Origin of the sequence: Caballeronia sordidicola, assembly GCF_000729995.1 — a bacterium.
In the GTDB taxonomy this organism is placed as follows: domain Bacteria; phylum Pseudomonadota; class Gammaproteobacteria; order Burkholderiales; family Burkholderiaceae; genus Caballeronia; species Caballeronia sordidicola_A.
In genome coordinates, this window is sequence record NZ_JNFG01000008.1 from 159,850 (window position 1) to 182,538 (window position 22,689).

The 22,689-nt window shown below is 57.6% G+C and carries 17 protein-coding genes; 14 read left to right on the forward strand and 3 right to left on the reverse strand.

Translation table 11 applies throughout. From position 1 onward, the window contains the following. Positions 1 to 403 precede the first annotated feature (403 nt). From FH08_RS0109040 to FH08_RS53265, 3 genes are all read left to right on the forward strand, one after another. Entirely contained in the window at positions 404 to 2,167 is a 1,764-nt protein-coding gene (locus FH08_RS0109040) for a ShlB/FhaC/HecB family hemolysin secretion/activation protein (RefSeq protein WP_031358019.1), read from the forward strand. 173 nt (positions 2,168 to 2,340) lie between these two features. After that, the gene (locus FH08_RS0109045; RefSeq protein WP_031358020.1) at positions 2,341 to 3,336 is read left to right on the forward strand and encodes an RDD family protein; all 996 of its coding nucleotides are present in this window, start codon (positions 2,341 to 2,343) and stop codon (positions 3,334 to 3,336) included. 1,164 nt (positions 3,337 to 4,500) lie between these two features. Then, a complete protein-coding gene (locus tag FH08_RS53265; RefSeq protein WP_081889407.1) occupies positions 4,501 to 4,833 on the forward strand; it encodes a TauD/TfdA dioxygenase family protein in 333 nt (110 codons plus the stop codon). A gap of 25 nt (positions 4,834 to 4,858) precedes the next feature. On the opposite strand, the gene FH08_RS0109060 is transcribed toward FH08_RS53265, so the two are convergent. Further along, the gene (locus FH08_RS0109060) at positions 4,859 to 5,788 is read right to left on the reverse strand and encodes a LysR substrate-binding domain-containing protein (RefSeq protein ID WP_031358022.1); all 930 of its coding nucleotides are present in this window, start codon (positions 5,786 to 5,788) and stop codon (positions 4,859 to 4,861) included. A 109-nt stretch (positions 5,789 to 5,897) separates the two neighbouring features. Between FH08_RS0109060 and FH08_RS0109065 the strand changes: the two genes are divergently transcribed. From FH08_RS0109065 to FH08_RS0109105, 8 genes are all read left to right on the forward strand, one after another. Further along, the gene (locus tag FH08_RS0109065; RefSeq protein WP_031358023.1) at positions 5,898 to 7,070 is read left to right on the forward strand and encodes an acyl-CoA dehydrogenase family protein; all 1,173 of its coding nucleotides are present in this window, start codon (positions 5,898 to 5,900) and stop codon (positions 7,068 to 7,070) included. Between the two features lie 22 nt (positions 7,071 to 7,092). Next, positions 7,093 to 7,842, forward strand: a complete 750-nt coding sequence (locus tag FH08_RS0109070; RefSeq protein ID WP_031358024.1) for an electron transfer flavoprotein subunit beta/FixA family protein — start codon at positions 7,093 to 7,095, stop codon at positions 7,840 to 7,842. 13 nt (positions 7,843 to 7,855) lie between these two features. After that, positions 7,856 to 8,788, forward strand: a complete 933-nt coding sequence (locus FH08_RS0109075; RefSeq protein ID WP_031358025.1) for an electron transfer flavoprotein subunit alpha/FixB family protein — start codon at positions 7,856 to 7,858, stop codon at positions 8,786 to 8,788. An 84-nt stretch (positions 8,789 to 8,872) separates the two neighbouring features. Beyond that, positions 8,873 to 9,727 (forward strand): FAS1-like dehydratase domain-containing protein, encoded by an 855-nt coding sequence (locus FH08_RS0109080; protein ID WP_031358026.1) that lies wholly within the window; start codon positions 8,873 to 8,875, stop codon positions 9,725 to 9,727. Positions 9,728 to 9,746: 19 nt separating this feature from the next. Further along, positions 9,747 to 10,943, forward strand: a complete 1,197-nt coding sequence (locus tag FH08_RS0109085) for a CaiB/BaiF CoA transferase family protein (RefSeq protein WP_031358027.1) — start codon at positions 9,747 to 9,749, stop codon at positions 10,941 to 10,943. A gap of 3 nt (positions 10,944 to 10,946) precedes the next feature. After that, the gene (locus tag FH08_RS0109090) at positions 10,947 to 11,837 is read left to right on the forward strand and encodes an HpcH/HpaI aldolase/citrate lyase family protein (protein ID WP_035565712.1); all 891 of its coding nucleotides are present in this window, start codon (positions 10,947 to 10,949) and stop codon (positions 11,835 to 11,837) included. Between the two features lie 1,458 nt (positions 11,838 to 13,295). After that, complete coding sequence (locus FH08_RS0109100) at positions 13,296 to 14,342, forward strand: alpha/beta fold hydrolase (RefSeq protein WP_235210309.1); 1,047 nt, start codon at positions 13,296 to 13,298, stop codon at positions 14,340 to 14,342. Between the two features lie 144 nt (positions 14,343 to 14,486). Then, positions 14,487 to 15,983, forward strand: coding sequence for a M81 family metallopeptidase (locus tag FH08_RS0109105; protein WP_031358030.1), 1,497 nt, complete (start codon positions 14,487 to 14,489; stop codon positions 15,981 to 15,983). Between the two features lie 83 nt (positions 15,984 to 16,066). On the opposite strand, the gene FH08_RS0109110 is transcribed toward FH08_RS0109105, so the two are convergent. Both FH08_RS0109110 and FH08_RS0109115 read right to left on the reverse strand, forming a co-directional pair. Continuing rightward, entirely contained in the window at positions 16,067 to 17,434 is a 1,368-nt protein-coding gene (locus FH08_RS0109110) for an MFS transporter (RefSeq protein WP_051887999.1), read from the reverse strand. A gap of 423 nt (positions 17,435 to 17,857) precedes the next feature. Continuing rightward, positions 17,858 to 18,862, reverse strand: coding sequence for an AraC family transcriptional regulator (locus tag FH08_RS0109115; protein WP_031358032.1), 1,005 nt, complete (start codon positions 18,860 to 18,862; stop codon positions 17,858 to 17,860). Between the two features lie 284 nt (positions 18,863 to 19,146). On the opposite strand from FH08_RS0109115, the gene FH08_RS0109120 reads away from it, so the two are divergent. From FH08_RS0109120 to FH08_RS0109130, 3 genes are all read left to right on the forward strand, one after another. Further along, on the forward strand, positions 19,147 to 20,271 hold the full coding sequence (locus FH08_RS0109120) for a porin (protein WP_051888000.1): 1,125 nt from the start codon (positions 19,147 to 19,149) through the stop codon (positions 20,269 to 20,271). Between the two features lie 43 nt (positions 20,272 to 20,314). Then, positions 20,315 to 21,427 carry an NADH:flavin oxidoreductase gene (locus FH08_RS0109125; RefSeq protein ID WP_031358034.1) on the forward strand — a complete coding sequence of 371 codons (1,113 nt, stop codon included), beginning with the start codon at positions 20,315 to 20,317 and terminating at the stop codon, positions 21,425 to 21,427. Positions 21,428 to 21,594: 167 nt separating this feature from the next. Further along, entirely contained in the window at positions 21,595 to 22,542 is a 948-nt protein-coding gene (locus FH08_RS0109130) for a polysaccharide deacetylase family protein (RefSeq protein WP_235210310.1), read from the forward strand. The last annotated feature ends 147 nt before the right edge of the window (positions 22,543 to 22,689 follow it).

The window sequence follows — 22,689 nt, forward strand, 5'->3', positions numbered from 1 at the left end:
TCGACTGTGATGAACCTTATTCAGCACGGTCAGGACAAATTCCCCGTACTGCTGGAGTGCTCTGACTCTACAGGGAACAGCGACGCCCACTATTGATGCGACGGGGCCATTTTCAGCAGGTCGGAACACTGAAGACAATTCTATCGAGGCGGGAAGAACACGCGTTGCGAGGCGCGGGAATCGCTGGAAGCGAACGCACGGTTCCTGTCTCAGTAGCCCGGGGACGTCAGGCCACAACGAAAACTGCTGTGGTTCATCGAACGATGTAAATGCGAGTCACGGTCAAAACTCCTTCGCACTAAAGAATTCCCAATCGATGCCGTTAAAACAAACTTCTGTGCGTCGCTTTATTCGCTAAGCATTTAGTGATTTTCCCGCAAGCTGCTTCTTGGAAACAACCAAAATCGCATCCACGACGATCAACGTCGCATTAAGCGCCGGTCTGTTGACCGCCAATTTCGGTGCTCAGGCGCAAACCCTGCCTGCTTCGACCGATGCCGCAAACGCCGCACGCGCAGCGGCTCAGCAGAATCAGCTCCTCGACCAGCAGCGCGAAGCTCGGGAACGCGCACGTGTCGTGAATGCGCCTTCGGTTCAATCAAGCGCGCCGCGGGCGGGCGCCTATCCCAGCCTTCCGGCTGAAACACCGTGCTTCCCTATCGACCGCTTCTCGCTTGACGTGCCAACGCTGCTACCCGATGCAGCGCGCAGGCTAGGCGCCTCGGCGTTGCCTCTGGACCCCTTCGCTTTCGCGCAGGACTGGCTATCGCATTACGCAGGACAGTGTATCGGCAAGCGAGGCATTGAGACGATTGTTGGCGCGCTGACCGAGACCATCCTGAGCCGCGGCTATGTCACCACGCGGGTTCTCGTGCCTCAGCAGGACGTGTCGAGTGGTGAACTGAAACTCACGCTGATACCGGGCGTCATCCGTGCACTGCGTTTTGCCGATCCGTCGATGCGCGGCACGTGGAAAACTGCTTTCCCCGCGCGCTCAGGCGACTTGCTAAACCTGCGCGCACTTGAGCAGGGCCTAGAGCAGATGAAGCACGTGTCCAGCCAAGACGTAGATATGCAAATCGTTCCCACCGAGCAGCCTGGCGAAAGTGATGTAGTGATTTCGGTGAAGCGCCAGAAACCCTGGACGTTCATAGCATCTGTCGACAACTCGGGCACGCGGGCGACAGGCAAGCTGCAGGGTAACGTGAGCATTGGTATCGACAATCTATTGGGGTTGAACGATATCTTCAATGCGGGCGCGAATCAGGATCTTGAGTTTGGCGACAAGACGCGCGGCTCGCACGGCTGGAATGCGTTCTACTCGATTCCTTATGGATTCTGGACGGCCACGCTTTCGGGCAACACAAACACGTATTACCAGCAGATCGCTGGCGTCAACCAGACATTCGTCTCCAGCGGCAATAGTCAAACCCTCGATCTCAAGATTCAGCGCGTGCTAAGCCGTAGCCAGGCCGATGTGCTCGGCATGGAGATGCGATTGACCAAGCGCTTTGGCGCGAGCTATATCGAAGACACCGAGATTACGCAGCAGCGCCGGGACAATACCTTTGTTGAAGCCGGGCTGACCGACCGGCATTTCTTCGGATCGACGCAGTTCGACGGCAGCCTCGCGTACCGGCAGGGCATCGGCTGGCTAGGGGCGACACCCGACACGTCAGCGCAAACGGGCGGTCCCACCTATCGTTTCAAAATGGCTGTGCTTGACGCGAACCTCTCTGTACCGTTTCAGATCGCAAGCGAGGCGCTGCGATACGTGACCAGTTTTCACGGGCAGTTCACCAACGACCAGCTGTTCTACATCGATGACCTTTCGATCGGCAGCCGCTACACGGTTCGGGGATTTGACGGGGAGACGTTGCTGGCCTCCGAGCGAGGCTTCTTTTGGCGTAACGAACTGCAAATACCGATCGGATCGACGGGGCAATCGATTTACGCTGGTATCGACTACGGGCACGTATATGGGCAAAACACTGCTGTGCTGGCAGGAACACAACTGGCCGGCGCGGTTATTGGCTTTAGAGGTTCAGCGGCGGCCAAGTTCGGTTCTTTTGCTTATGACCTGTTCGCGGGCACTCCCCTTTACAAACCGAGAACCTTTCCAACCGCACGGGTGACGGTGGGATTCCAGCTGACTTCGCAATTCTAAAATTTAGGATAAAAATTAACGCGGCAACGCTCTTCATCGATATTGCTGGCGGTATGAATGTCGGTAAGGAGGAAGGCTGCGATGGGGATGCTGGCTCCCTAGGAATCCGGGTCGCGTTTGAGGGCTATCTACTACGACTACCAAGTTGAATGGAAAACACAAACGAAAGTTATATGAACCAAGCTTCGGGGCAACGCGCGGCAGGATTCTGGCGCAGGGCGATCGCATTTTGGCTCGACTGCCTCTTCTTGGGTCTGATCGGAATCATACTTGCCAACGTCTTTTTCGATGCTCTATCTGAAATAGGCGGGTGGGGGCGAATCATTGGTTTCGCGATTGGCTCCGCGTATTTCGCCCTTCTGGAAGGTGGCCCGGGTAAAAACCAATCACTCGGCAAACGGGTGATGAAAATCAAGGTCGTGAGATGTGGCCACCAAGGAAACCTCAGCTTGAGCGTCGGTCGGGCCTGGTGCCGATGCGCCGTGATTGCAGTTCCACTCGTACTCAACGGAATGAGCTTTATCGACTTGCCATCTCTGCATGCGCCGGGCAAGGAGGCGATTTTCTGGACCAACAATACATTTGACTTGATTTTAGAAATTGCGCTCGCGTATCTGTTGATCTTCAACCTACCAACCCGGCAATCGCTGCACGATCTTTTTACGTTGACGATGGTCGTGCCGCAGTCAGAGCAACGCTTGGAAATGGCATCGGTCGCACGCAAACACTGGTTCTATATTGGGGCGATCAACATGCTCATGATCGTCGGCAGTGTCGGCGTAAGTCATTTCTTTAAGCCATCGCAGTTGGCCGATTTGACTGCCATTCAACGGGCCACCATGGCGATAGACGGTGTCGTGCAGAGCAGCGTAATAACGGGAAACACGCGTACCGACAGTAAGTATGGACAGTCGGACCAAACATGGATCGCGGTAGACACAACTGTTCGGAACGCAGCCATCGTTAGCGACAAAGGGGTGCAAAACCTGGCGCAAGCAGCATTTTCGGCTTCAGGTCTACTCACATTACAGGACCTTGTTCGCATTGCAGCCAGACAGGATGTTACTCTCGGCATTGCGAGTTGGAGTAGGGGGTACACCTTGACCTTGTCGCCCAAGCAATGGGCTTCGAAGATTGGCCGTAGTACGCATCCTGATGGCCACGGGTGAGTGTCCCGCGAAGGTGGCAAATCGGCAGGTATAGCGGACCGCACATCCTAACTTCTCCAAGCCGCGTTGTTGGACGGCCGCTTTCGGCAACTCCGAATGTCTCTACAGTGGGTCGACTTGAGGCGCTCGACTTTCTCTATGGCAGTCGTTCGAGATCGGAGGGAGCCAAGTTAGCTGTCATCGAGCGCCGCGAAGCCTTCCTCCAGTAACGCACCCTGATGGGCAGAGCGCGTCGCGTCGCGTGTGTCCTAAGCTTGCCAAGATTCTCGATCTTCCAGCGGATTGCCGGTAGGTCACGTAGATGGTCATACGGCATCAGTGACCAGTCTGGCTCGAGTCTCACGAGCGAGGCGAGAAATTCGCGGTGCTCCGCGGTCAACGCCCGTGGAAGGTCATGGTGGAGTCGGGACTGAACGGCCTCAAGTGCAGCCAGATCGACCTGATCGACGGTCATGCCGACAAAGCCGCCTCGTATTCGTCCTCAAGCGATCGCGGCTTCGCAAAAAGTACCTCGTGGACGGGGCGGTTATGACCAGCCAGATAGCCGACAACAGCCGTCACGACGTCCTGGCGCAGACCATAAGTGTCATATTCGGATGAAAACGTACGATAGCCGCACCGCACAATCATGTAAATCAACGACTTCGCGCGCTTGTCCTGGCGCAGTCGATACCACGACTGCACGAAAAGCAGGAAGCCTTACCCATCAAGGCGCCGCAGAACGCAAGCGTACGCAAAACTCCGAATCTTGAGCGCACCCCGAATAGGAGACTGAGCCGGATCGAACTCATAGTTCAGTTTGACATAAAGCGAAGTGATCGATTTTAAGTACGTTACTAGCTAGCTGACAGACCAACGAGACTCGAAATTTATTGAGATTGGAAGCTGGAGCGGCGAGCCTGGGGCTACGGTGCTTTCACCCGGTCGTCCGACAGACGTCAGGCTCGCTCTCGCAGACCAGACGTTCAGTCCCAGGCCATCGACAGGCGCAATCCTGTATGGCGTCGTAGTGCCCCGCGACGGCGGCGATATTTACTGAGCAGATCAGTATCGCGTCTACGAACTGCTCTCGCCTGAAGTGCGGGCGAAGATCGAAAGCTGGATAGGCACATATCGATATCCGAAGCGGCTGGCTATCATGAATGCGACCGAACTGGAAGGTAAATCAGAAGAAATGGCCCGTGCGCCGGACGTGTACCATCCGGTCGTACTGCAGCATCCGGTGACGGCAAGAAGGCACTCTACGCGGAACTGACGACCCTCGTGTCAATCGACGGCCTCAGCAAAGCCGAGAATGCGGAGATCTTGCCTCAGCTTTTTGCCGCCGGTGGCGATCCTTCGGCGATGTACCGTCATAAAGTGCTTTCGGGGGATCTGATGATGTGGGACAACGGCTGCACGATGCACCGGCGAGACAACATGATGCTGGAGCAACCGCGCTTGATGAAGCGCACGACGTTCCGCTTGCCCGCATCAAAATATTGCGTGCCGCACTGATGTTGTGGAAACGACGGAAGGTTGTCTAGCCCAGCCAGTGCGCATCGGGCCAGCAGCCCTCTTCGAACGTGGACTTGACGCAGTCCAGCAGCACAGCGACAACGCAGCGCACGGGCGCGGTGGTCTGTCGACTGCTGGGCGCCGCCAGGACGACGGTGCGCTGCAAACCTGGTGACGCCAGGGGTGCTGCACACAAGAGGCCCTGTTCGACCTCTTTCGTGACGCTAACGGCCGGAAGGATTGTCCAACCGTGACCTTGCACGACCAGCTCTTTTTGCACGCTCAGTGCGTTCGTTTCGGCAAAGATTTGCAATGTCACGCCGGCCTCGGTCGCAGCATGTTCGATCACGGCGCGCAGGCCCTGAGGCGCGGCGGGTAGAACGAAGGGCTCACGCGCGACCCGCGACCACGCGAGCGGGCGCTTGCGCGACAGCCGTGCGGACGCATTGGCTACCACCCACAGGTTTTCCTCAAGAAGCGCCTTGACGTGCAGCGCGGGTGTTTCCTTTTGTCCGTAGAGCAGGGCAGCATCCAGGTCTCCGGCTTCGAGCCAGTCCTGCAAATGTCCTGCGTAGCCGATAGTCAGCCGCAAGCGAATGTGCGGATATCGTCGCGCCACCTCGGCTGCCAGTAGCGTGGCCAGAAGGTCAGACGTGCTGGCCAGCAGACCCATGCTCACAATTCCCGACACTGGCCCTTCGGTGGGCTGGATTTCCGCCTTGGCGCGCGCCACCTCGTTGAGTATGCGGTGCGCGTATTCGAGCATGGTTTTGCCCGATGGCGTGAGCTTCATGCCGTGACGGCTGCGATCGAAAAGCTCGGTACCCATGTCCTCTTCAAGCATGCGCAACTGGCGCGACACCGCGGGCTGTACCAGATTCAGTAGGCTGGATGCACGGGTGACATTGCCGGTCTCGGCTACGGTGACAAAGGCGCGCAGTTGCTTGAGATCCATCAGATACCTCAATGTCGAAAACTGATGTTTGTATCAAATAATTCTATTATTCGTCGAAATTATCAAAGATTACTATGGATAAATTAAAGCAATGAAGGAGACTTTACCCATGAGCGCTTCCATTTTTTCTGCCCCCGATCAGTATCAGGAGATACGTGACGCAGTACGTAGCTTGTGCAGTCAGTTCCCGGCCGAATATCACCGGAAGGTTGATGAGGAGCGCGGCTACCCCGAGGAATTCGTCAATGCTCTCACCAAGGCTGGCTGGCTGGCCGCGCTGATTCCGCAGGAATATGAAGGTCCGGGACTGTCAATGGTAGAGGCCTCAGTCATCATGGAAGAGATCAATCGCTCGGGCGGCAATTCGGGCGCTTGTCACGGCCAGATGTATGTGATGAACACTATCGTCTTCAGTGGCACCGAGGAACAGAAGCAGCGTTATCTGCCCCGCATTGCTGTGGGCGAGCTGCGCGTGCAATCCATGGGTGTGACCGAGCCCACCACGGGTAGCGACACCACCAAGCTCAAGACTACGGCTGTGAAAAAGGACGGCCGCTGGGTCATCAACGGGCAGAAGGTCTGGATCTCTCGTGTGCAGCACAGCGACCTGCTGATCCTGCTGGCCCGCACGACGCCGCTCGACCAGGTCCAAAAGAAGAGCGACGGCCTTTCGTGCTTCATCGTCGAACTCGACAAGGCCATCGGCAACGGGCTCACGGTGCGTCCCATTCTCAACATGGTCAACCACGAGACCAACGAGTTGTTTTTCGACAACCTGGAGCTCCCTGAGGATGCGCTGCTTGGCACCGAGGGCAAGGGCCTGAAAGTGATCTTCGACGGCCTGAACGCTGAGCGCACGCTGATTGCTGCGGAGTGCATTGGTGACGGCTACTGGTTCCTCGAAAAGGCGCGCGACTATGCGACGGAGCGCAAGGTTTTTGGCCGTCCCATAGGCCAGAACCAGGGCATTCAGTTCCCGCTCGCCGAGTGCTTCATCGAACTCGAGGCCGCTAACCTCATGCGTTGGCGAGCCTGTCAGAAGATCGATGCGCGCCAGAACGCGGGCGTCGACGCCAACATGGCCAAGTACCTGGCCGCTAAGGCTAGTTGGGAAGCCGCTAACGCCTGCCTGCAAACGCATGGCGGCTTTGGCTTTGCTTGCGAATACGACGTGGAGCGCAAGTTCCGCGAAACTCGCCTGTACCAGGTGGCGCCCATTTCCACCAACATGATTCTGGGACATGTCGCCGAGCATGTGCTGCAACTTCCGCGGTCCTACTGATTTTCCAAACGAATCCTAACGAATGAAAATTATCGTAGCCGTAAAACGTGTGGTGGACTACAACGTTAAGGTCCGCGTCAAGGGTGATGGCACAGGCGTGGACATTGCAAGCGTCAAGATGAGCATGAACCCTTTCGACGAAATCGCAGTCGAGGAAGCCGTGCGCCTCAAGGAAAAAGGCGTAGCCACTGAAGTCATCGTTGTTTCCGCCGGAGTTGCCCAGTGCCAGGAAACCCTCCGCACGGCTATGGCCATCGGGGCGGACCGTGGCATTCTGGTTGAAACCGATGCCGAGCTTCAGCCGTTGGCCGTGGCCAAGCTTCTTAAGGCCCTGGTGGACAAGGAGCAGCCCGGTCTTATCATCCTCGGCAAGCAGGCTATCGACGACGACGCCAACCAGACTGGCCAGATGCTTGCGGCCCTTGCTGACTTGCCTCAAGCCACGTTTGCTTCGAAGGTCGAAGTGTCCGGCGACGGGGTCAATGTGACCCGCGAGGTCGACGGCGGCCTCGAAACCTTATCTCTGTCGACGCCTGCCGTCATCACCACAGACCTGCGCCTGAACGAGCCGCGCTACGTGACGCTGCCCAACATCATGAAGGCCAAGAAAAAACCGCTAGTCATTTTCAAGCCCGAGGACCTTGACGTGGATGTGACTCCACGCCTTAAGACCCTCAAGGTGGCCGAGCCCGCAGGGCGCAAGGCTGGAGTTAAGGTGCCTGACGTGGCGACCCTGGTGGATAAGCTTAGAAACGAAGCCAAAGTGATTTAAGGAGGTGATGGAAATGACCGCACTCGTTATTGCAGAACACAACAACACATCAATCAAAAGCGCCACCCTGAACACCGTCACCGCAGCCTGGGCGTGCGGCGGTGACGTGCATGTGCTCGTCGCTGGCGAAGGCGCACAAGCCGCAGCCCTGGCCGCCGCACAGATCGCCGGCGTGGCGAAGGTCATCCATGCCGACGGCGCCAGCCTTAGGGACGCTCTGGCGGAGAATCTCGCGGCCCAGGTGCTGGCCATCGCGGCCAACTACAGCCACATTCTGTTTCCGGCAACGGCCAACGGCAAGAACGCCGCGCCACGCGTGGCGGCGCGGCTGGGCGTAGCGCAGATCAGCGACATCATCAAGGTCGACAGTCCCGACACTTTCGAGCGCCCCATTTATGCCGGCAATGCGATTGCCACCGTGCAAAGCAGTGACAGCGTCGCCGTCATCACTGTGCGCATAACGGGCTTCGACGCTGCGCCCGCCACCGGCGGCAGCGCCGCAGTCGAAACCGTGTCAGCCGTGGCCGACTCCGGCAAGAGCAGCTTCGTGAGCCGTGAAGTGACGAAGAACGACCGCCCTGAGTTGACGGCCGCCAAGATCATCGTTTCGGGCGGCCGAGCTCTCGGCGGTGCAGAGAAGTTCCAGGCAGTAATCACGCCTCTGGCCGACAAACTGGGTGCGGCTATCGGCGCGTCGCGCGCGGCAGTGGACGCGGGCTACGCTCCGAACGACTTGCAGGTGGGCCAGACTGGCAAGATCGTGGCGCCGCGGTTGTACATCGCCTGCGGTATTTCCGGTGCAATCCAGCATCTGGCAGGGATGAAGGATTCGAAGGTTATCGTAGCAATCAACAAGGACCCGGAGGCACCGATCTTCAGCGTGGCTGACTACGGACTGGAAGCCGATTTGTTCACGGCCGTGCCCGACCTCGTCAAGGCGCTGTAGCGCCTGAAGCATTTGAAAAAAGAGCTTCCAGCGCTAAGCAGGTGAGCGCTAGAGGTGGTTGTCACCTTGCCCGGATAGAGCGCGATGCGAACGAGTCTTGAAAGCCCTGAACCCTTCGACGCGTGGGTGGGCCGCAGCGATGAAAGAACGGACCAGATCACCCAAGCACCTGTGCGGCTTATGCAAGCCACGCTGGACGTGGCCGATGCCGGCGCGCTGCCGTCTCAACTGCCGCCGCTGTGGCATTGGCTGTACTTTCTGCCGGGTGAGCGACAGTCCGGCATCGGCCCGGACGGCCACCCTCGGCGCGGCGGCTTTCTGCCCCTCATTACGCTGCCGCGGCGTATGTGGGCCGGAGGGCGACTGCAGTTTCTGCGTCCGCTGGAGTTGGGCGAACAAGTGCGGCGCGTTTCCACGATCAAGAGCATACAGAGCAAGTCCGGGCGCAGTGGCGAGCTCGTGTTCGTGACCGTGCTGCACCAAATCAGCGATGCGCTGGGCATCGCTATTCGCGAAGAACAAGACATCGTCTACCGCGACGCACCGGCGGCTGGGGCGCCTGCACCACAGCCTATCGCGGCGCCCACCGACGAGCAGTTCAGCCGCACTGTATTGCCTGACCCCGTGCTGCTGATGCGCTATTCGGCGCTGACCTTCAACGGCCACCGCATCCACTACGACCGTCCCTACGCCATGCAGGAAGAGGGCTACCCCGGCCTCGTGGTGCATGGGCCGCTGATCGCCACGCTGCTTATGGAAGAAATGCGCCGCGCGCATCCGGGTAAAGCTGTCCGCAGTTTTGAATTCAAGGCCGTCAGCCCCTTGTTCGACACCGCGCCGTTTACGGTCAGCGGCAAGGTCGAAGGAGCGGCGGCACGTCTGTGGGCGAGCGGCCCCGAGGGCCAACTGGCTATGCAGGCCGGCGCAGAAATCGAATAACACCTAGACGAGACAAGCCATGTCAAAACCTAACCGCAAGGGGCCGCTCAGCGGCGTCACTGTCGTCACACTGGAACACGCGATTGCCGCGCCGTTCTGCACCCGCCAACTCGCCGACCTTGGAGCGCGCGTCATCAAGGTGGAGCGTCCTGGCGTCGGCGATTTCGCGCGTGCCTACGACCATCGCACCCGTGGGCTGGCTTCGCATTTCGTCTGGACAAATCGCTCCAAGGAAAGCCTAACGCTAGACTTGAAGCAGCCAGCGGCCCAGGAAGTGCTTGGCGAATTGATCTCCAAGGCCGACGTGCTGGTGCAAAACCTCGCGCCCGGCGCGGCCGCACGGATGGGATTGGCGTTTGAGGCGCTGCACGCGAAGCACAAGAGGCTCATCGTCTGCGACATCTCGGGCTATGGCTCCGACGGCCCCTATCGCGACAAAAAGGCCTACGACCTGCTGATCCAGAGCGAGGCCGCTTTTCTCTCGGTCACGGGCACGCACGAGGAGCCCAGCAAGGCGGGCAACTCGATTGCCGACATCGCGGCGGGCATGTATGCCTACACGGGCATTCTGAGTGCGCTGCTGCAGCGAAATATCAGCGGCGAAGGCTCGCATGTCGAGGTCTCCATGCTCGAAGCGCTTGGCGAATGGATGGGCTTTCCCATGTACTACGCTTATGACGGTCAGCCGCCGCCTGGACGCAACGGCGCGGCGCATGCCACCATCTATCCCTATGGCCCATTCAAGGCGGGCGACGGCCGGGTGGTGATGTTAGGCCTGCAAAACGAGCGCGAGTGGAAACTGTTCTGTGACATCGTGCTGTGCAGGTCTGAACTCTCGGTCGACGCGCGCTTTGACGCCAACGTTCGCCGGGTGGAAAACCGCGCAGCCTTAAAGGTAGTCATCGAGCAGACTTTTGCCAGCCTCACGGCTCAGAATGTGATCGCGCGTCTTGATCAAGCCGAGATCGCTAACGCCGCCGTCAACCAGGTCGGCGATTTGTGGACGCATCCGCAACTGCAAGCGCGGCAGCGTTTTACCACCATCGGTTCACCCGCTGGTGAGCTCCAGGCGTTGCTGCCGCCCGCTAACGTCAACAGCTTCGATGTCCGCATGGATCCAGTTCCTGCGCTGGGCGGACACACCGCAGCCATTCTGCGAGAGCTGGGTCGCTCTTATGCTGACATCGAGAAGCTGCAAGTCGACGGAGTGATCTGAACCATGTCCACAACCGTTGGTGTTGCCGAGCGCCATGCGCGCAGCCTGCTATTCGTGCCGGCCACGAAGCCCGAGCGCTTCGTCAAGGCGCTTGGCTCGGGTGCAGATTGCATCATCATCGACCTCGAAGACGCGGTGGCCGAGGGTAGCAAGGACAGCGCGCGCGAGCAACTCGCGCAACATCTGCCGCGCATGACGCGCGCGCAACTGGCACGCACCGTGGTCCGCGTGAACGCTGCGGGCAACCTTTGGCACGAGGCCGACATCGCGCTGCTGCGTGACTGGACTCCCCAAGGCGTGGCGGTGATGCTACCCAAGGCTGAGGATGCCGGCGCGCTGCGCAGCGTGGCCAAAACGCTCGGCGATGCGGCGCGCATCGTGGCATTGATCGAGTCGCTGGCGGGCCTCGACGCAGCCAATGCGCTCGCTCGCGAGCCCCAGGTCGTGCGTCTGGCCTTCGGTCACCTGGACTTTCAGCTCGACTTGGGCATGCGTGCAACCGCCGAAGAGTTCGAATTGGCATTTGCGCGTAATACGCTCGTGGCCGCGTCGCGTCGCGCCAAACTGCCTGCGCCCATCGACGGCGTGACCACCGAAACAAGCAACGCTGAGCGTCTGGCAGCCGATGCCCGACGCGCGCGCGCCTTCGGCTTCGGCGGCAAGCTCTGCATACACCCGGCCCAGGTTGCCGAGGTGAACGATGCGTTCGGCCACACCGAGGCCGAGCAAGCCTGGGCGCACCGCGTGCTCGAAGAAGCCGCCAGGCATGGTGGCGAAGCCTTCAGTCTGGAGGGCCGCATGGTCGATCTGCCCGTGATCCGCGCGGCCGAGGCGATTGTCGCAAACGCAGAAAAACAACCGCTACCGGGAGACCGCGCCAAAGCAGGGGCTTGAATCAGCCCCGAAAAATAGATGAAGGAGGTGTTTATAGTGGGCCGATGAACTCCGGCTCTTCCGAAGCCACTTCTGTTCTCTAGTTGCGAATCAGCCTGCGAGGCGTTAGCCCGCCGATCTGGCAGTGACTCCTGATTCCCGAGCAGATCACGATTGCGCAACTGCATCATGTGCGCCACGGCTGGATATGGGCAGCTCGTCGTCCGACCGGGTACGTGCAGGAGGAGCACTCACGTCGTTTGGCCGAACGACCGTTTTCGGCTGATTCCCTGTCCGAACTGGTAACCCTAGCCGAGTCTCGTCGTTGATGTAGTTGAGCATGCCAGCTACATGCGTAGAGTGGTCACGTCGGCTACAGTGTCGGCAATTGTGCGGGGCGATCGCGCCGAACCAACGGGAAACAATCGACGACTGGATTCAAGCCAGCGAGGAACATGCCCTAGTTACTAGTCCTCGCCAGATCCGTCGCCATTGGCTGAATAGGTGCGGAGCTAAGCGAGGCGCGCACGATCTTGCGGCGCGGATGGCTCGTAGTCTGCGCCTTGATCTGCTAATTGCGATCGGCATCGGCGTCTGGGTAACGAGTTGACTTCGTCTTGGCTGGTTAAAGCCCATGCGTTGATAAAAGCAGCGGGTCTTCTTTCGGCGTCAGCTGTCCTTCTTCATTTACGCTTCATTCTGTTATCGCCATTGATTCAACAATACCGGCCGAGACCCAAGAAAACGCCTCAGGAGCTGTCCTTGATTGCCGACGAAGAGATCAAAGATAAGGACGAAGATCTGCCTGTGAGCGAGGCGCAGGCGTCCTGCAACCTTAGGCATAAGCCGTCCTTCGTACGGACCGGCATCTAGAAAATCGATTGAACTGAAAGCGAGCACGAGCTCTGCATCCTCAGTATCGGGGTGTCCTCGTCTAAGAGTATGGTTAAAGAGAGAGGTCTCGCGCTCATCGTGCGGCGTCTGCGGATGCGCCGTCGCGATCGGCTGCGTCCGGTTGCATGAGCGACATGCCGAGTTGCGCGCAACAGTCGAGTCACAGCCTGCCTTGCAGGTGGCCACTATTGACGATTAGTGCCGCTTGCAACCGGCCACGTCTGATTCGGGCCGCAGCGCGGGCAGCGTCCAGTGGGGGCAGTTTTCGTGGATGCAACCGCTGAAATTGCTAGCCTATCTATCAAAATTACATTGATAGTGAGTTGCCCGCTCATTGGGCATCACTAACTTCGCAGTGCGGAGACGGCCTCCCTCGTCGTCTAACTCGAACTCGCATGCGACGTTGGACGTCTGCGCAGTCGTGACCACTCGTCACCCGCGCCATCCACACGTTCCTGAATGTTTCGACATCTGTCCCAATCAGAACAGCTTTTGTCCCGAAATGCAAAAGCGACTGAATTTGAGAGATTTACATTCAGTCGTCGGGCATCGCGCGTGGAATATCGACGAGCTTGTGAAGGTCGCATGTCAGATCACCGCCCATTTCCGCTCACGCAAACACGCCTTGATTGGCTCGCGCGGCAGGGCGGTGTCAAGCCTCAAATACAACATCATTACTTCCGATCAAGCGACAACAGTTTCCAAATTCCCGGAGCCGGCGTCCTTGCTTTCGTTAAAGGAGATTTCATGGATACGGTACAGCTATCCCGGCGTAGTCTGCTGATTTTGATGGGCGCCGCCACAGCCGGCGCAGTGGCCGGCTGCGGCGGCGCGTCCGCAGCTACGACGGCCTCAACGGCGGCGACGCTGTTCTACACCGATGTGGGTACGGGTAAGAACGTGATGTTTCTGCATGGCTGGACGTGTGACTCTCACGACTTTAGCTGGCAGTACCCCGTGTTTGAAAGTAAATACCGGGTTGTTGCTTTAGACCTGCGAGGACACGGCAGGTCTGAGGTCATGCCGTCGGGCAAGTACTTGCCTGCTGATTACGTGGCGGACATTGTGTCGTTCATCTCGACCAATTATCCCGGCCAGAAATTCACCCTTATAGGGCATTCAATGGGTGGTCAGATCGCTGCCCTTGTAGCGGCCAGCCGGCCAGACTTGATCAGTGCCGTCGTATCCGTCGACGGATCCCTGGGTTTCGCAGCCGCTTACGCGCCGGTTTTCCAGCAGGCTGCAGATAGTTTGGTCTCTCAGGGGCCGGCTGTCGCAGCCGCGACTTTGTTCGAGGCGTTTTACGATCCCGCGACTAATCCGGCGTTCAAGCGATGGCACGCGAGGCGCGTCCCGGGAATGCCGGCGGACGTCGTGATCGAGTCGTTCGGCCCACTGTTCCTCGGTGCCGCGCAAGTGGGTGTTGGGCAGGCGAGTGCGGCCTTCTGCCAAACCTTGAAGTTGCCTTTCTACCACCTGTGTCGCGATCCGGTTCAGGCCAGCACGATGACCCCCTGGTTCACAAATCCCAAGTCAAAAGTCGACGTATGGACCAACTCGGGGCACTGGATCATGCAGGATCGACCAGCCGATTTCAACACTGCAGTGACGGCTTGGATCGACGCCGTTTAACGCGGATTGACTACGTCACCTATCACTTCTCTGAAGCTGCACCGCGCTTTCTTGTCGAGCGATGGCGAGATATCGCGGAATTTCTGATATTGCATGTCGTCGCGAATGCCCCGGAATTCGCGCGATTTTCGAACGAGGTCATCAATGAAAGTGTTAATAGCGGGATTCAAGCACGAAACTAATACCTTCGCTTCCGAGAAAGCGTCTTGGTCCGCATTTGAAGCGGGCGAGAGTTTTCCGGCCGCTGTGCGAGGCGCCCCCATGCTTGAGATGCTGGAGAAGGTGGCAGTGCCCGGCATGGGCTTTCTCCGCTTTGCGAGAGAACAAGGTTGGGAGCCTGTGCCGAGCTTTTGGTGTGCTGCCGTGCCCTCGTCTTATGTGACTGCAGAGGCCTTCGAACATATTTGCGCTGAGATTTGCCGGGATGTGGCGAGCTTGAAGTTCGACGCGGTATATATCGATCTGCACGGCGCTGCGATGGCGGAAGGTTTCGACGATGCGGAAGGCGAACTGCTCAGCCGTATTCGAGCACTCGTTGGCGACGAAATTCCCATTGTTGCGAGTCTCGATTTGCACGCAAATGTCTCGCATCAAATGCTTCAGTGTGCTGATGCACTCGTCTCGTTCCGAACCTATCCGCATATTGACTACGTGGAGACGGGCGTTCTGGCTGGCGAGGCTTTGAAACGCCGGCTTGCACTTGGCAAGCGCGAGTCCATTCGTTTCTCAAGGCTGCCGTTCCTCATTCCCGTCAATTCTCAAAACACGACCTTTGGCAAGCCGAAGGCCATTTACGACCGGTTGGTTCAACTGGATGAAGAGATGGGTACGCTGTCGAGTTTCTGCATGGCTTTTCCATCGGCAGATTTCGCGGAATGCGCTCCAATGATCTGGAGCATTGGCGGGCAAGCTCAAGAAGCGCTTATGGAACTCGAAGCCATGGCGAGTGAGCCTACACAATGGCGCCTGGACATCTATACCGCCGAGAACGCGGTGAAGGAGGCGATTCGTCGTGGCAAAGAGACGGACAAGCCCGTCGTGATTGCAGATACACAAGACAACCCCGGGATCGGCGGGACCGCATCCACGACCGGCATGTTGCGCGCGTTGCTTGACGAGGGTGCTGGCCGAGCCTTTCCTAGACGTGTCGCATTAGCCGTGATGAATGATCCTGGCTTCGCATCCAAGGCGACCGAGGCAGGCGTAGGAGCGACTTTCGAAGGGAGCCTCGGACAGCCATCCATGCTTTGGGACGGCCCGTCCGATCCTCCAGTCGAAGGGGTTTTCAAGGTCCTCGCGGCGAGCAGCGGCAGGGTCACTTTCAAGGGTCCCAAGATGACAGGTTTTGTCGCCGAGCTTGGGCCGAGCGTTTGTGTTGAAATCGATGGCGTACTCGTTGTCGTGGCAAGCGCAAAAATCGGCGCGCAAGACAGGGAGCTCTTTCGCTTCGTGGGCATCAATGCTGAAGAGATGAAGATACTGGTGGTGAAGAGCAGCAACCACTTCCGTGCCGACTTCGTGCCGCTGGTAGAGGACGAACTCAAGGATGTGTTGACGGCAAAAGCGCGTGGTGCCATGGCTGCCGATCCGGGAGATTTGCCCTGGAAGAAACTGCCTGACAACATTCTCCGCAGGCTGTAACGATCATTTATCATTCAAAGAAGTTCAGGTCTGAAATATCGGACCTGAACTTCTTTGCATTCCCTGCGGAAGACCTCAAGACTTCAGGGATTCCCGGACAAGACTTGTCCCCGGGACAAGGCGGCGGCAGTCACTACTGTCCGCTTTGTCGATGAAAGGTACATTAGCAAGGCGGCGCCGACGCTCGATACGCAGAGTACGATCACGAATGCGTTAGTGAGGCCATGCGGATTGGACTTCATCAGGTCACTTAACTTTCCTACTGCGGCCGGTCCAATACTCGCTCCAATCATGTAGTTTGATAGTAAAAATAAACCGGTCGCCCGGCCCCGCATACGATTAGGAACGCCAAGCTGGATAGGAGTGACCATGAACGTCGTCAATACCGAAAAGGTTGCCACTGCGCATCCGTAAAACCAGTAAGCAACGGTCACTGTATCGATGAAAGTAAATGCCACGACCAAAGGTATCTGTAGCGCAATCACGATTGTCAGACGCCTGAGCAACGGGCTGACCAAATCCGTATTGTCCAGTTTCCGAAGCAGAAACTGAGACAAGACGCAGCCGCTTAGACCGACCGCGAGAAACAGGACTCCGAGTGGTCGTCCTATCGCCGACGCAGTACCGAATCCTTCCCGGATCATCACACTCGGGAACCAGGTCAGAAGAACAAACAAGCCCGATGAGATAAAGATCCACCCTGCGTAATAGGTCATCAGTTGTGATGACCCGAACAACACCTTGATGGTAGCAAGTGTCGATATGTCCATATGCTGGTTTCCGGATTCGCGACGCTTCGGCTCACGCAACATCAAGATGAACGCGGCAAGAAGCAAGCCCGGCAATCCCAGCACGACAAACACTGCCTGCCATGCATCCACACGCCCGACGAGCGGCAACGTTGCGCCACCCGTTCCATTGAAGTAATGAAGCGTGCTGCTGCCGAGTATCAGTGCCATCCCGCCGCCCACGTAAGGCCCCGTGTTGTAGACGGAGGTCGCCCGCAATAGTGCGCGCCCGGTCAGCATGTCCGACAGTAGCGAGTAGGAAGCCGGCGAACAGCCCGCTTCGCCGATCGCCGTTCCTGCGCGTGCGACGAAAAATTGTCCAAAGCTTCCGCATAGCCCGCACGAAGCGGTCGCTAGGCCCCACGCGGCCACGCAGGCCGCTGCTATGCTGACGCGGCGGTACCGGTCTACCAGCCATCCAAGAGGAATGCCTGCGCATGCATAAAACGCACTGAAGGCCAATCCTTGTAGTGCGCCAATCTGGGTGTCGCTCAATCCATACGAGTGCCGGATCGGCTCAATCAGCAAGGGGAAAATCTGCCGGTCCATGTACGAGAAGGCAAACGATAAAGCCAGTAACCCCGTCAAAATAACAGTGCGCCAACCGGGTATGCGGGACCTGGTCGACTGCGTTGTATCGCGGTCCGGTTCAACGTTTTTCATGTACCGCCTCCAGTCAAAGTGAATGTTCTGGGAATCCTTATTTGCGCCTAAATGTAAGAGCGCAAAATCCTTTCGGCTTTTCCGTTTGTGACATTCACTTTGCAAATTGGGACAGGTAGGAGAAACGCCGTGGACAGTCACGAGCGCGTTGTCGGGCGGCCTGCTATGACGAGAAGACATTCAAGGTCGGCGCATTGGCTGGTACATCAGCGTCAGAGCCGCTTTGCGACGCGGGCGAGGGGCCGCCCAAAAGATCCTGGATGATGGCAGTGCGAACTTCATGCGTTGCGACCGCAGACCAGACCAACACTATCGCTCAGTAATGACATGGTCGAAATCAAGCGCCAGCAGGTCCTCGCCAAGCAAGAGAAGGCGAAGATACACGCGCGTTGATGATCAGACCAGAAATCAACAACGCGCCGCTCACGTCGAGCTTGCGTCATGGCGATGCCACTCCGATGCGCAACAGCCAAAACTAGCTTGAAACCATCTGGAGAACGAGCTGAGACTACCGAAGCCGACGGCCTCGGCGATCTCGGTCAGCGGCATTGTGTTTATTTCAACGAGCCTCTTGGCGGCATCGGATCGAACCTGCTGCAGCATCGCGGAATATGAAAGTCCCTTGCTCGCAAGTCGCCGGTGGAGTGTCCGTCGATTGATGCCCAAGCTCGCGGCGAGCGTGTCCGCGCTGCAGCTGGAATCGTGCAATTTCTGATTCAGGATGCGCGCGACTTGTACTTCGAACTGATCCGACGTGCTGCCAAGGGTTTGTGTTATCAATGCTTTGGCTTGTCGACGCAGCACCTCGGGCGACGTAATTACCTTCAGCTTGAGAGCATCGCGCCCAAGCAGGATTCCGCTTATGACTTGATCGTAACGAGTCTCGCAGCGCATGAAACTGGTTTGGATCGTGGTGCGCGCAGGACGCGAATGTTCATGGCAGATTGCATCCGGATTCCAGTGCGGGCCTACCAGCCACCGTATCAGCTGCACGAGTCCGCAGGCCGCAAACTGCATCACTTGCGTGGATGGACCCTCGGAAACGATCTGGACCGAAAGGAATGGCTTGCCAAAGCGTGTGTCCAGGTCCACGTACATTCCAATGCAATGATGATGGATGTGAGCAATGTAAGTACGTAATGCTTCTTCGAGCGTAGCTTCTTCCCGCAGCAAGAGGCTCACGACGCCGTAATCAGGAACGCCTCGCGCAATTGCCATGCGAGTGCCGAAGTCAGCCCGGCCTGACTGATTCGCGGACGCTTCCAGCAGATCAACAAACGCATCAAGGGAGATCAGGCTGTCAGGGCTGTCCACAAAATCCCTTCGCAAACCGACACTACGCAACAGCGCGTCGCCATCGATTTCAACTTCCCGCGCTGCTTCCATGTAGCCAAAAAGCGTGCCGCTTCTCACGACCCGTTTCGTCATATCGCCTCCGCTCAGCCGTTTTCGAATGGCACTTGCCTGTCCCAAATTGAAAAGCATATGTCCCAGAATGTCAACGGATAATAAATTTGGATCCCTATAGTCAAACCGGTCAAAAGAACATTGTTAAGCCGTACAACGATTCGGGCCCTAGGGCAACGCGGACAGTATTTCGATGCAATTCATCTGTATCACAAATCATTAGGTTAGCAAACCTAAGCAATTTCAATTTAGCAAATTGGCTCGCTGTTCACAAACTTCATTCGACAATCGGACAGGAACGCATCATGGTCATCTTCAGCAAGGCATGGAAAGAAAGGTGCGCTGTAGCGGTGGCACTGACCAGCGCCATATTGGCGCCTGCTTACGCGGTGGCGCAAAGCAGCGTGACGCTGTACGGAATTCTCGATTCCGGACTGGAATATCAGACCAACGCGCAGAAAACACGCCACTCGTCAGTGACGTTGGGGTCGGGTGAAGTCTACGGTAATTTGTTTGGCATGACTGGCGTTGAAGACCTGGGTGGCGGGCTTAAGGCGATCTTCAAGCTGGAGGCGGGTTTTAATCCGAATACCGGCACCTCTCTGCAAGGTGGCCGGCTCTTCGGCCGGTCTGCATGGGTCGGGCTAAGCGATGGCCATAATAAAGTCATCATGGGCAGGGTATATACCCCGCTTTATGACGTACTGCTTTATCTCGACCCGTTATTTGGATCGAATGTTGGTGTGCTGACTCAGGATGGCGGTTTCACCTCACGTGTTGACAATGGGGTTCGCTACACGCGCACGGACGGTCCTTTCCACGAGAATGTGCTTTACAGCTTCGGACAGAACGCAGTCGATACCCCTCCTGGTTCTACTGCGGGAGCGGCCGGGCATTCGAAGGAAATTTCGGCGTCAGTTGACTATACGACCAAGCGCGCGATGGCTGCGCTGGTGTACGACAAGATCCACGGTCCTCTGGTGGCCAACCAGTACGAGCTCGGTCTGTTTGTTCCGTCGCTGGCCATTACAGCGCCGACCACGGGAGCACGGGCAGAGCGGATTGCCGCTGCTGGGCGGTACACGTTCGGAGGCACCTCGCTTTTTGCCGGCTATCGTCATTTGCGAACGGTCGAGAGTAGTCAAGTCGAGAACTCCAATCTGTACTGGGGCGGCGTCACTCAACACGTCACTGCTGCCTGGTTACTGGCCTTGGGCTTGTACCACCAGAAGGTCACCGGTATTGACGCGAAGCCGACGTCGTTGGCGTTTCAAACCCAATATCTGTTTTCTAAAAGGACGGCTCTTTATGGGAATGTCGGAAAGGTCTGGAATTCGGCTGCGAGCAACATGGGTCTGGATACCCAGACTCAGACCTTGCTCGGCGCCGGCCAACTGGGAGCCAGCATTGGCATCTACCACTTGTTCTGATAGTTCTACGATTCACGTTGTCGTCCATTAGAGGTCCGAACCAATGAAGGGTATCGATATCTTGTTCAGCCCTTACCGGCTGAACGCATTGGAACTTCCGAATCGAGTCGTCATGGCGCCAATGACCCGGTCTCGTTCACCCGGCGGTGTGCCGACTGCAGAGGTTGCCGCCTATTACCGCCGGCGGGCGGAGAAGGGCGTCGGCCTCATCATTACGGAGGCGACCGGGATTGGGCGTCTGGCTTCAGTCAACGAGCCGGACATTCCCCGTTTCCATGGTGAGGTCGAGCTCGCCGGTTGGAGACAAGTCGTGGAAGAAGTGCACGCGGCAGGAGGACGTATCGTTCCTCAACTCTGGCATGCCGGTCAAAAGCGCTCGAATACGACGCCTGACTGGTATTCACCAGTTCCACTCGAAAGTCCATCCGGCCTCGATCTATCTGGCAAGCGGGTGAGCGAAGCTATGAGCGACGCGGATGTCGCCGATACCATAGTCGCTTTCGCGCGGGCGGCGGCGGATGCCGAGCAACTCGGTTTTGATGGCGTTGAATTGCATGGTGGCCACGGCTATCTCATCAACCAATTCTTTTTCGACAACCTCAATCTGCGTAGCGATAAATATGGCGGCGCGACGCTCATTGAGCGCTCGAGGTTCGCAGTTGAGATTTTGAAGGCGATCAGACGCGTGGTGAGTCCAGGCTTTCCTGTGATTTTTCGCCTTTCCCAGTGGAAGCCGCAAGATTTCAACGTCCGCATTGCCGATACGCCTGATGTACTGGAGCGTTTTCTCGGCGTTCTGGTTGAGGCGGGCGCAGACGCCTTTCATCTTTCGCAGCGCAAATTCTGGGAACCTGCATTTCCGGATTACGACCGGGATATGAACTTTGCCGGCTGGGCAAAACGCCTGACGGGTGTCACCGCTATTACTGTCGGCTCGGTCGGTCTTTCGGGCGATGTCTACGCCACTTTCGCAGGCGAGAGCTTTCATCCTGTGTCGTTGGAGCCGTTATTTGCGCGGCTGGAGCGGGGCGAATTTGATCTGGTCGCCGTTGGGCGTCCGCTGTTGCAGGACCCCGCCTGGCTCGAGAAAGTGCGTGAAGGACGGACTCACGAACTTGGCGACTTTACGCCGAGCGCACTGACTTCACTCAGTTGACGAGTGTCCGCTCAAATGTCCATAAAAAAAGCATTTCAGTTTCGATGCGTATCGCGTGATGCTTACGACCCGGAATGTATAGCGGATGTCCCAGCCTGCGAACCGATGCATGCCTGGGGGCTTTAGAGTAGTACTGACCATTCTGCGGTGTCGAACAGATCCCTTCCTTGAACAACATCGCGCGATATGTGCGCGAAGCGAGAATTGCAATGAGCGAGCAAAGTACAGTCCAGCCTTGGCAATGGCCGGAAAAAGAGTGGCGTCGCCTAGTGAACCGGGTACGCGCCGGGCGCAGCTTTCGGCCCTTGGAATGGAAGGGAGGCGCTCGCTGCGTTGTAGCGCTTTCGTTTGATTCCGACCATGAGACCAACGAGTTGCGTGATGGCGGAGTGTCTATCAATCGATTGGCCTGGGGTCAATATGGCAATCGAGTGGGCGTTCCCCGTATTCTCTCGTTGTTGAAAAAATATGACGTGCCGGCGAGTTTTTTCGTGCCCGCCGTGACGGCGCTTCTCTATCCAGACGAACAACGCGAAATCGTCGACGCCGGCCATGAGATAGGAGTCCATGGCTGGATCCATGAGCTCAATTCAAAACTGGGCATGAATGACGAGCGCGATCTGATCGCCCGTTCACTGGATACGCTTGAACAGATAACCGGCAACCGGCCCACAGGTTTTCGCTCACCCTCGGCTGATTTCTCGGAACACACGTTGCAGATTCTGAAAGATCTGGACTTTGCTTACGACTCGTCGTTGTGCGCGGACGACGACTGTTATGAACTTGAGATGAACGGGCAGCCTACCGGCATTGTCGAACTGCCTTTTGACTGGGTTCGTGACGACGCTGTGTATTTTTTGATGCATCGCTTTCAGGGACTTCGACCTTACACACCACCGTCGCAAGTATTTGACATCTTCAAGCGTGAACTGGACGCCGCCTACGCAGAAGGAGGGGTCTTTGAACTCACCATGCACCCGCACGTGATCACCAACCGCTCGCGCATATGGATAGTGGAAGAGTTGATCAAACACGCAAAGAGCTTGCCGGATGGCGTTTGGTTCGCGCGACACGACGAACTGGTCGCTTATGCCGTTCAGAATTCGCGCCAGTAATCGGCCTCTCTGGCAGATCCGGGCCGTAGCTGCCGGCCGTTTCATTTCCGGTCTCGTCCGGCCGGAAATGAAACGGCGAGCCTTGCGCCGATAATCGCACGCTCGACCGCGACGCTGGCTTAACTTTTCTCGCGTTGCATTGCGTTG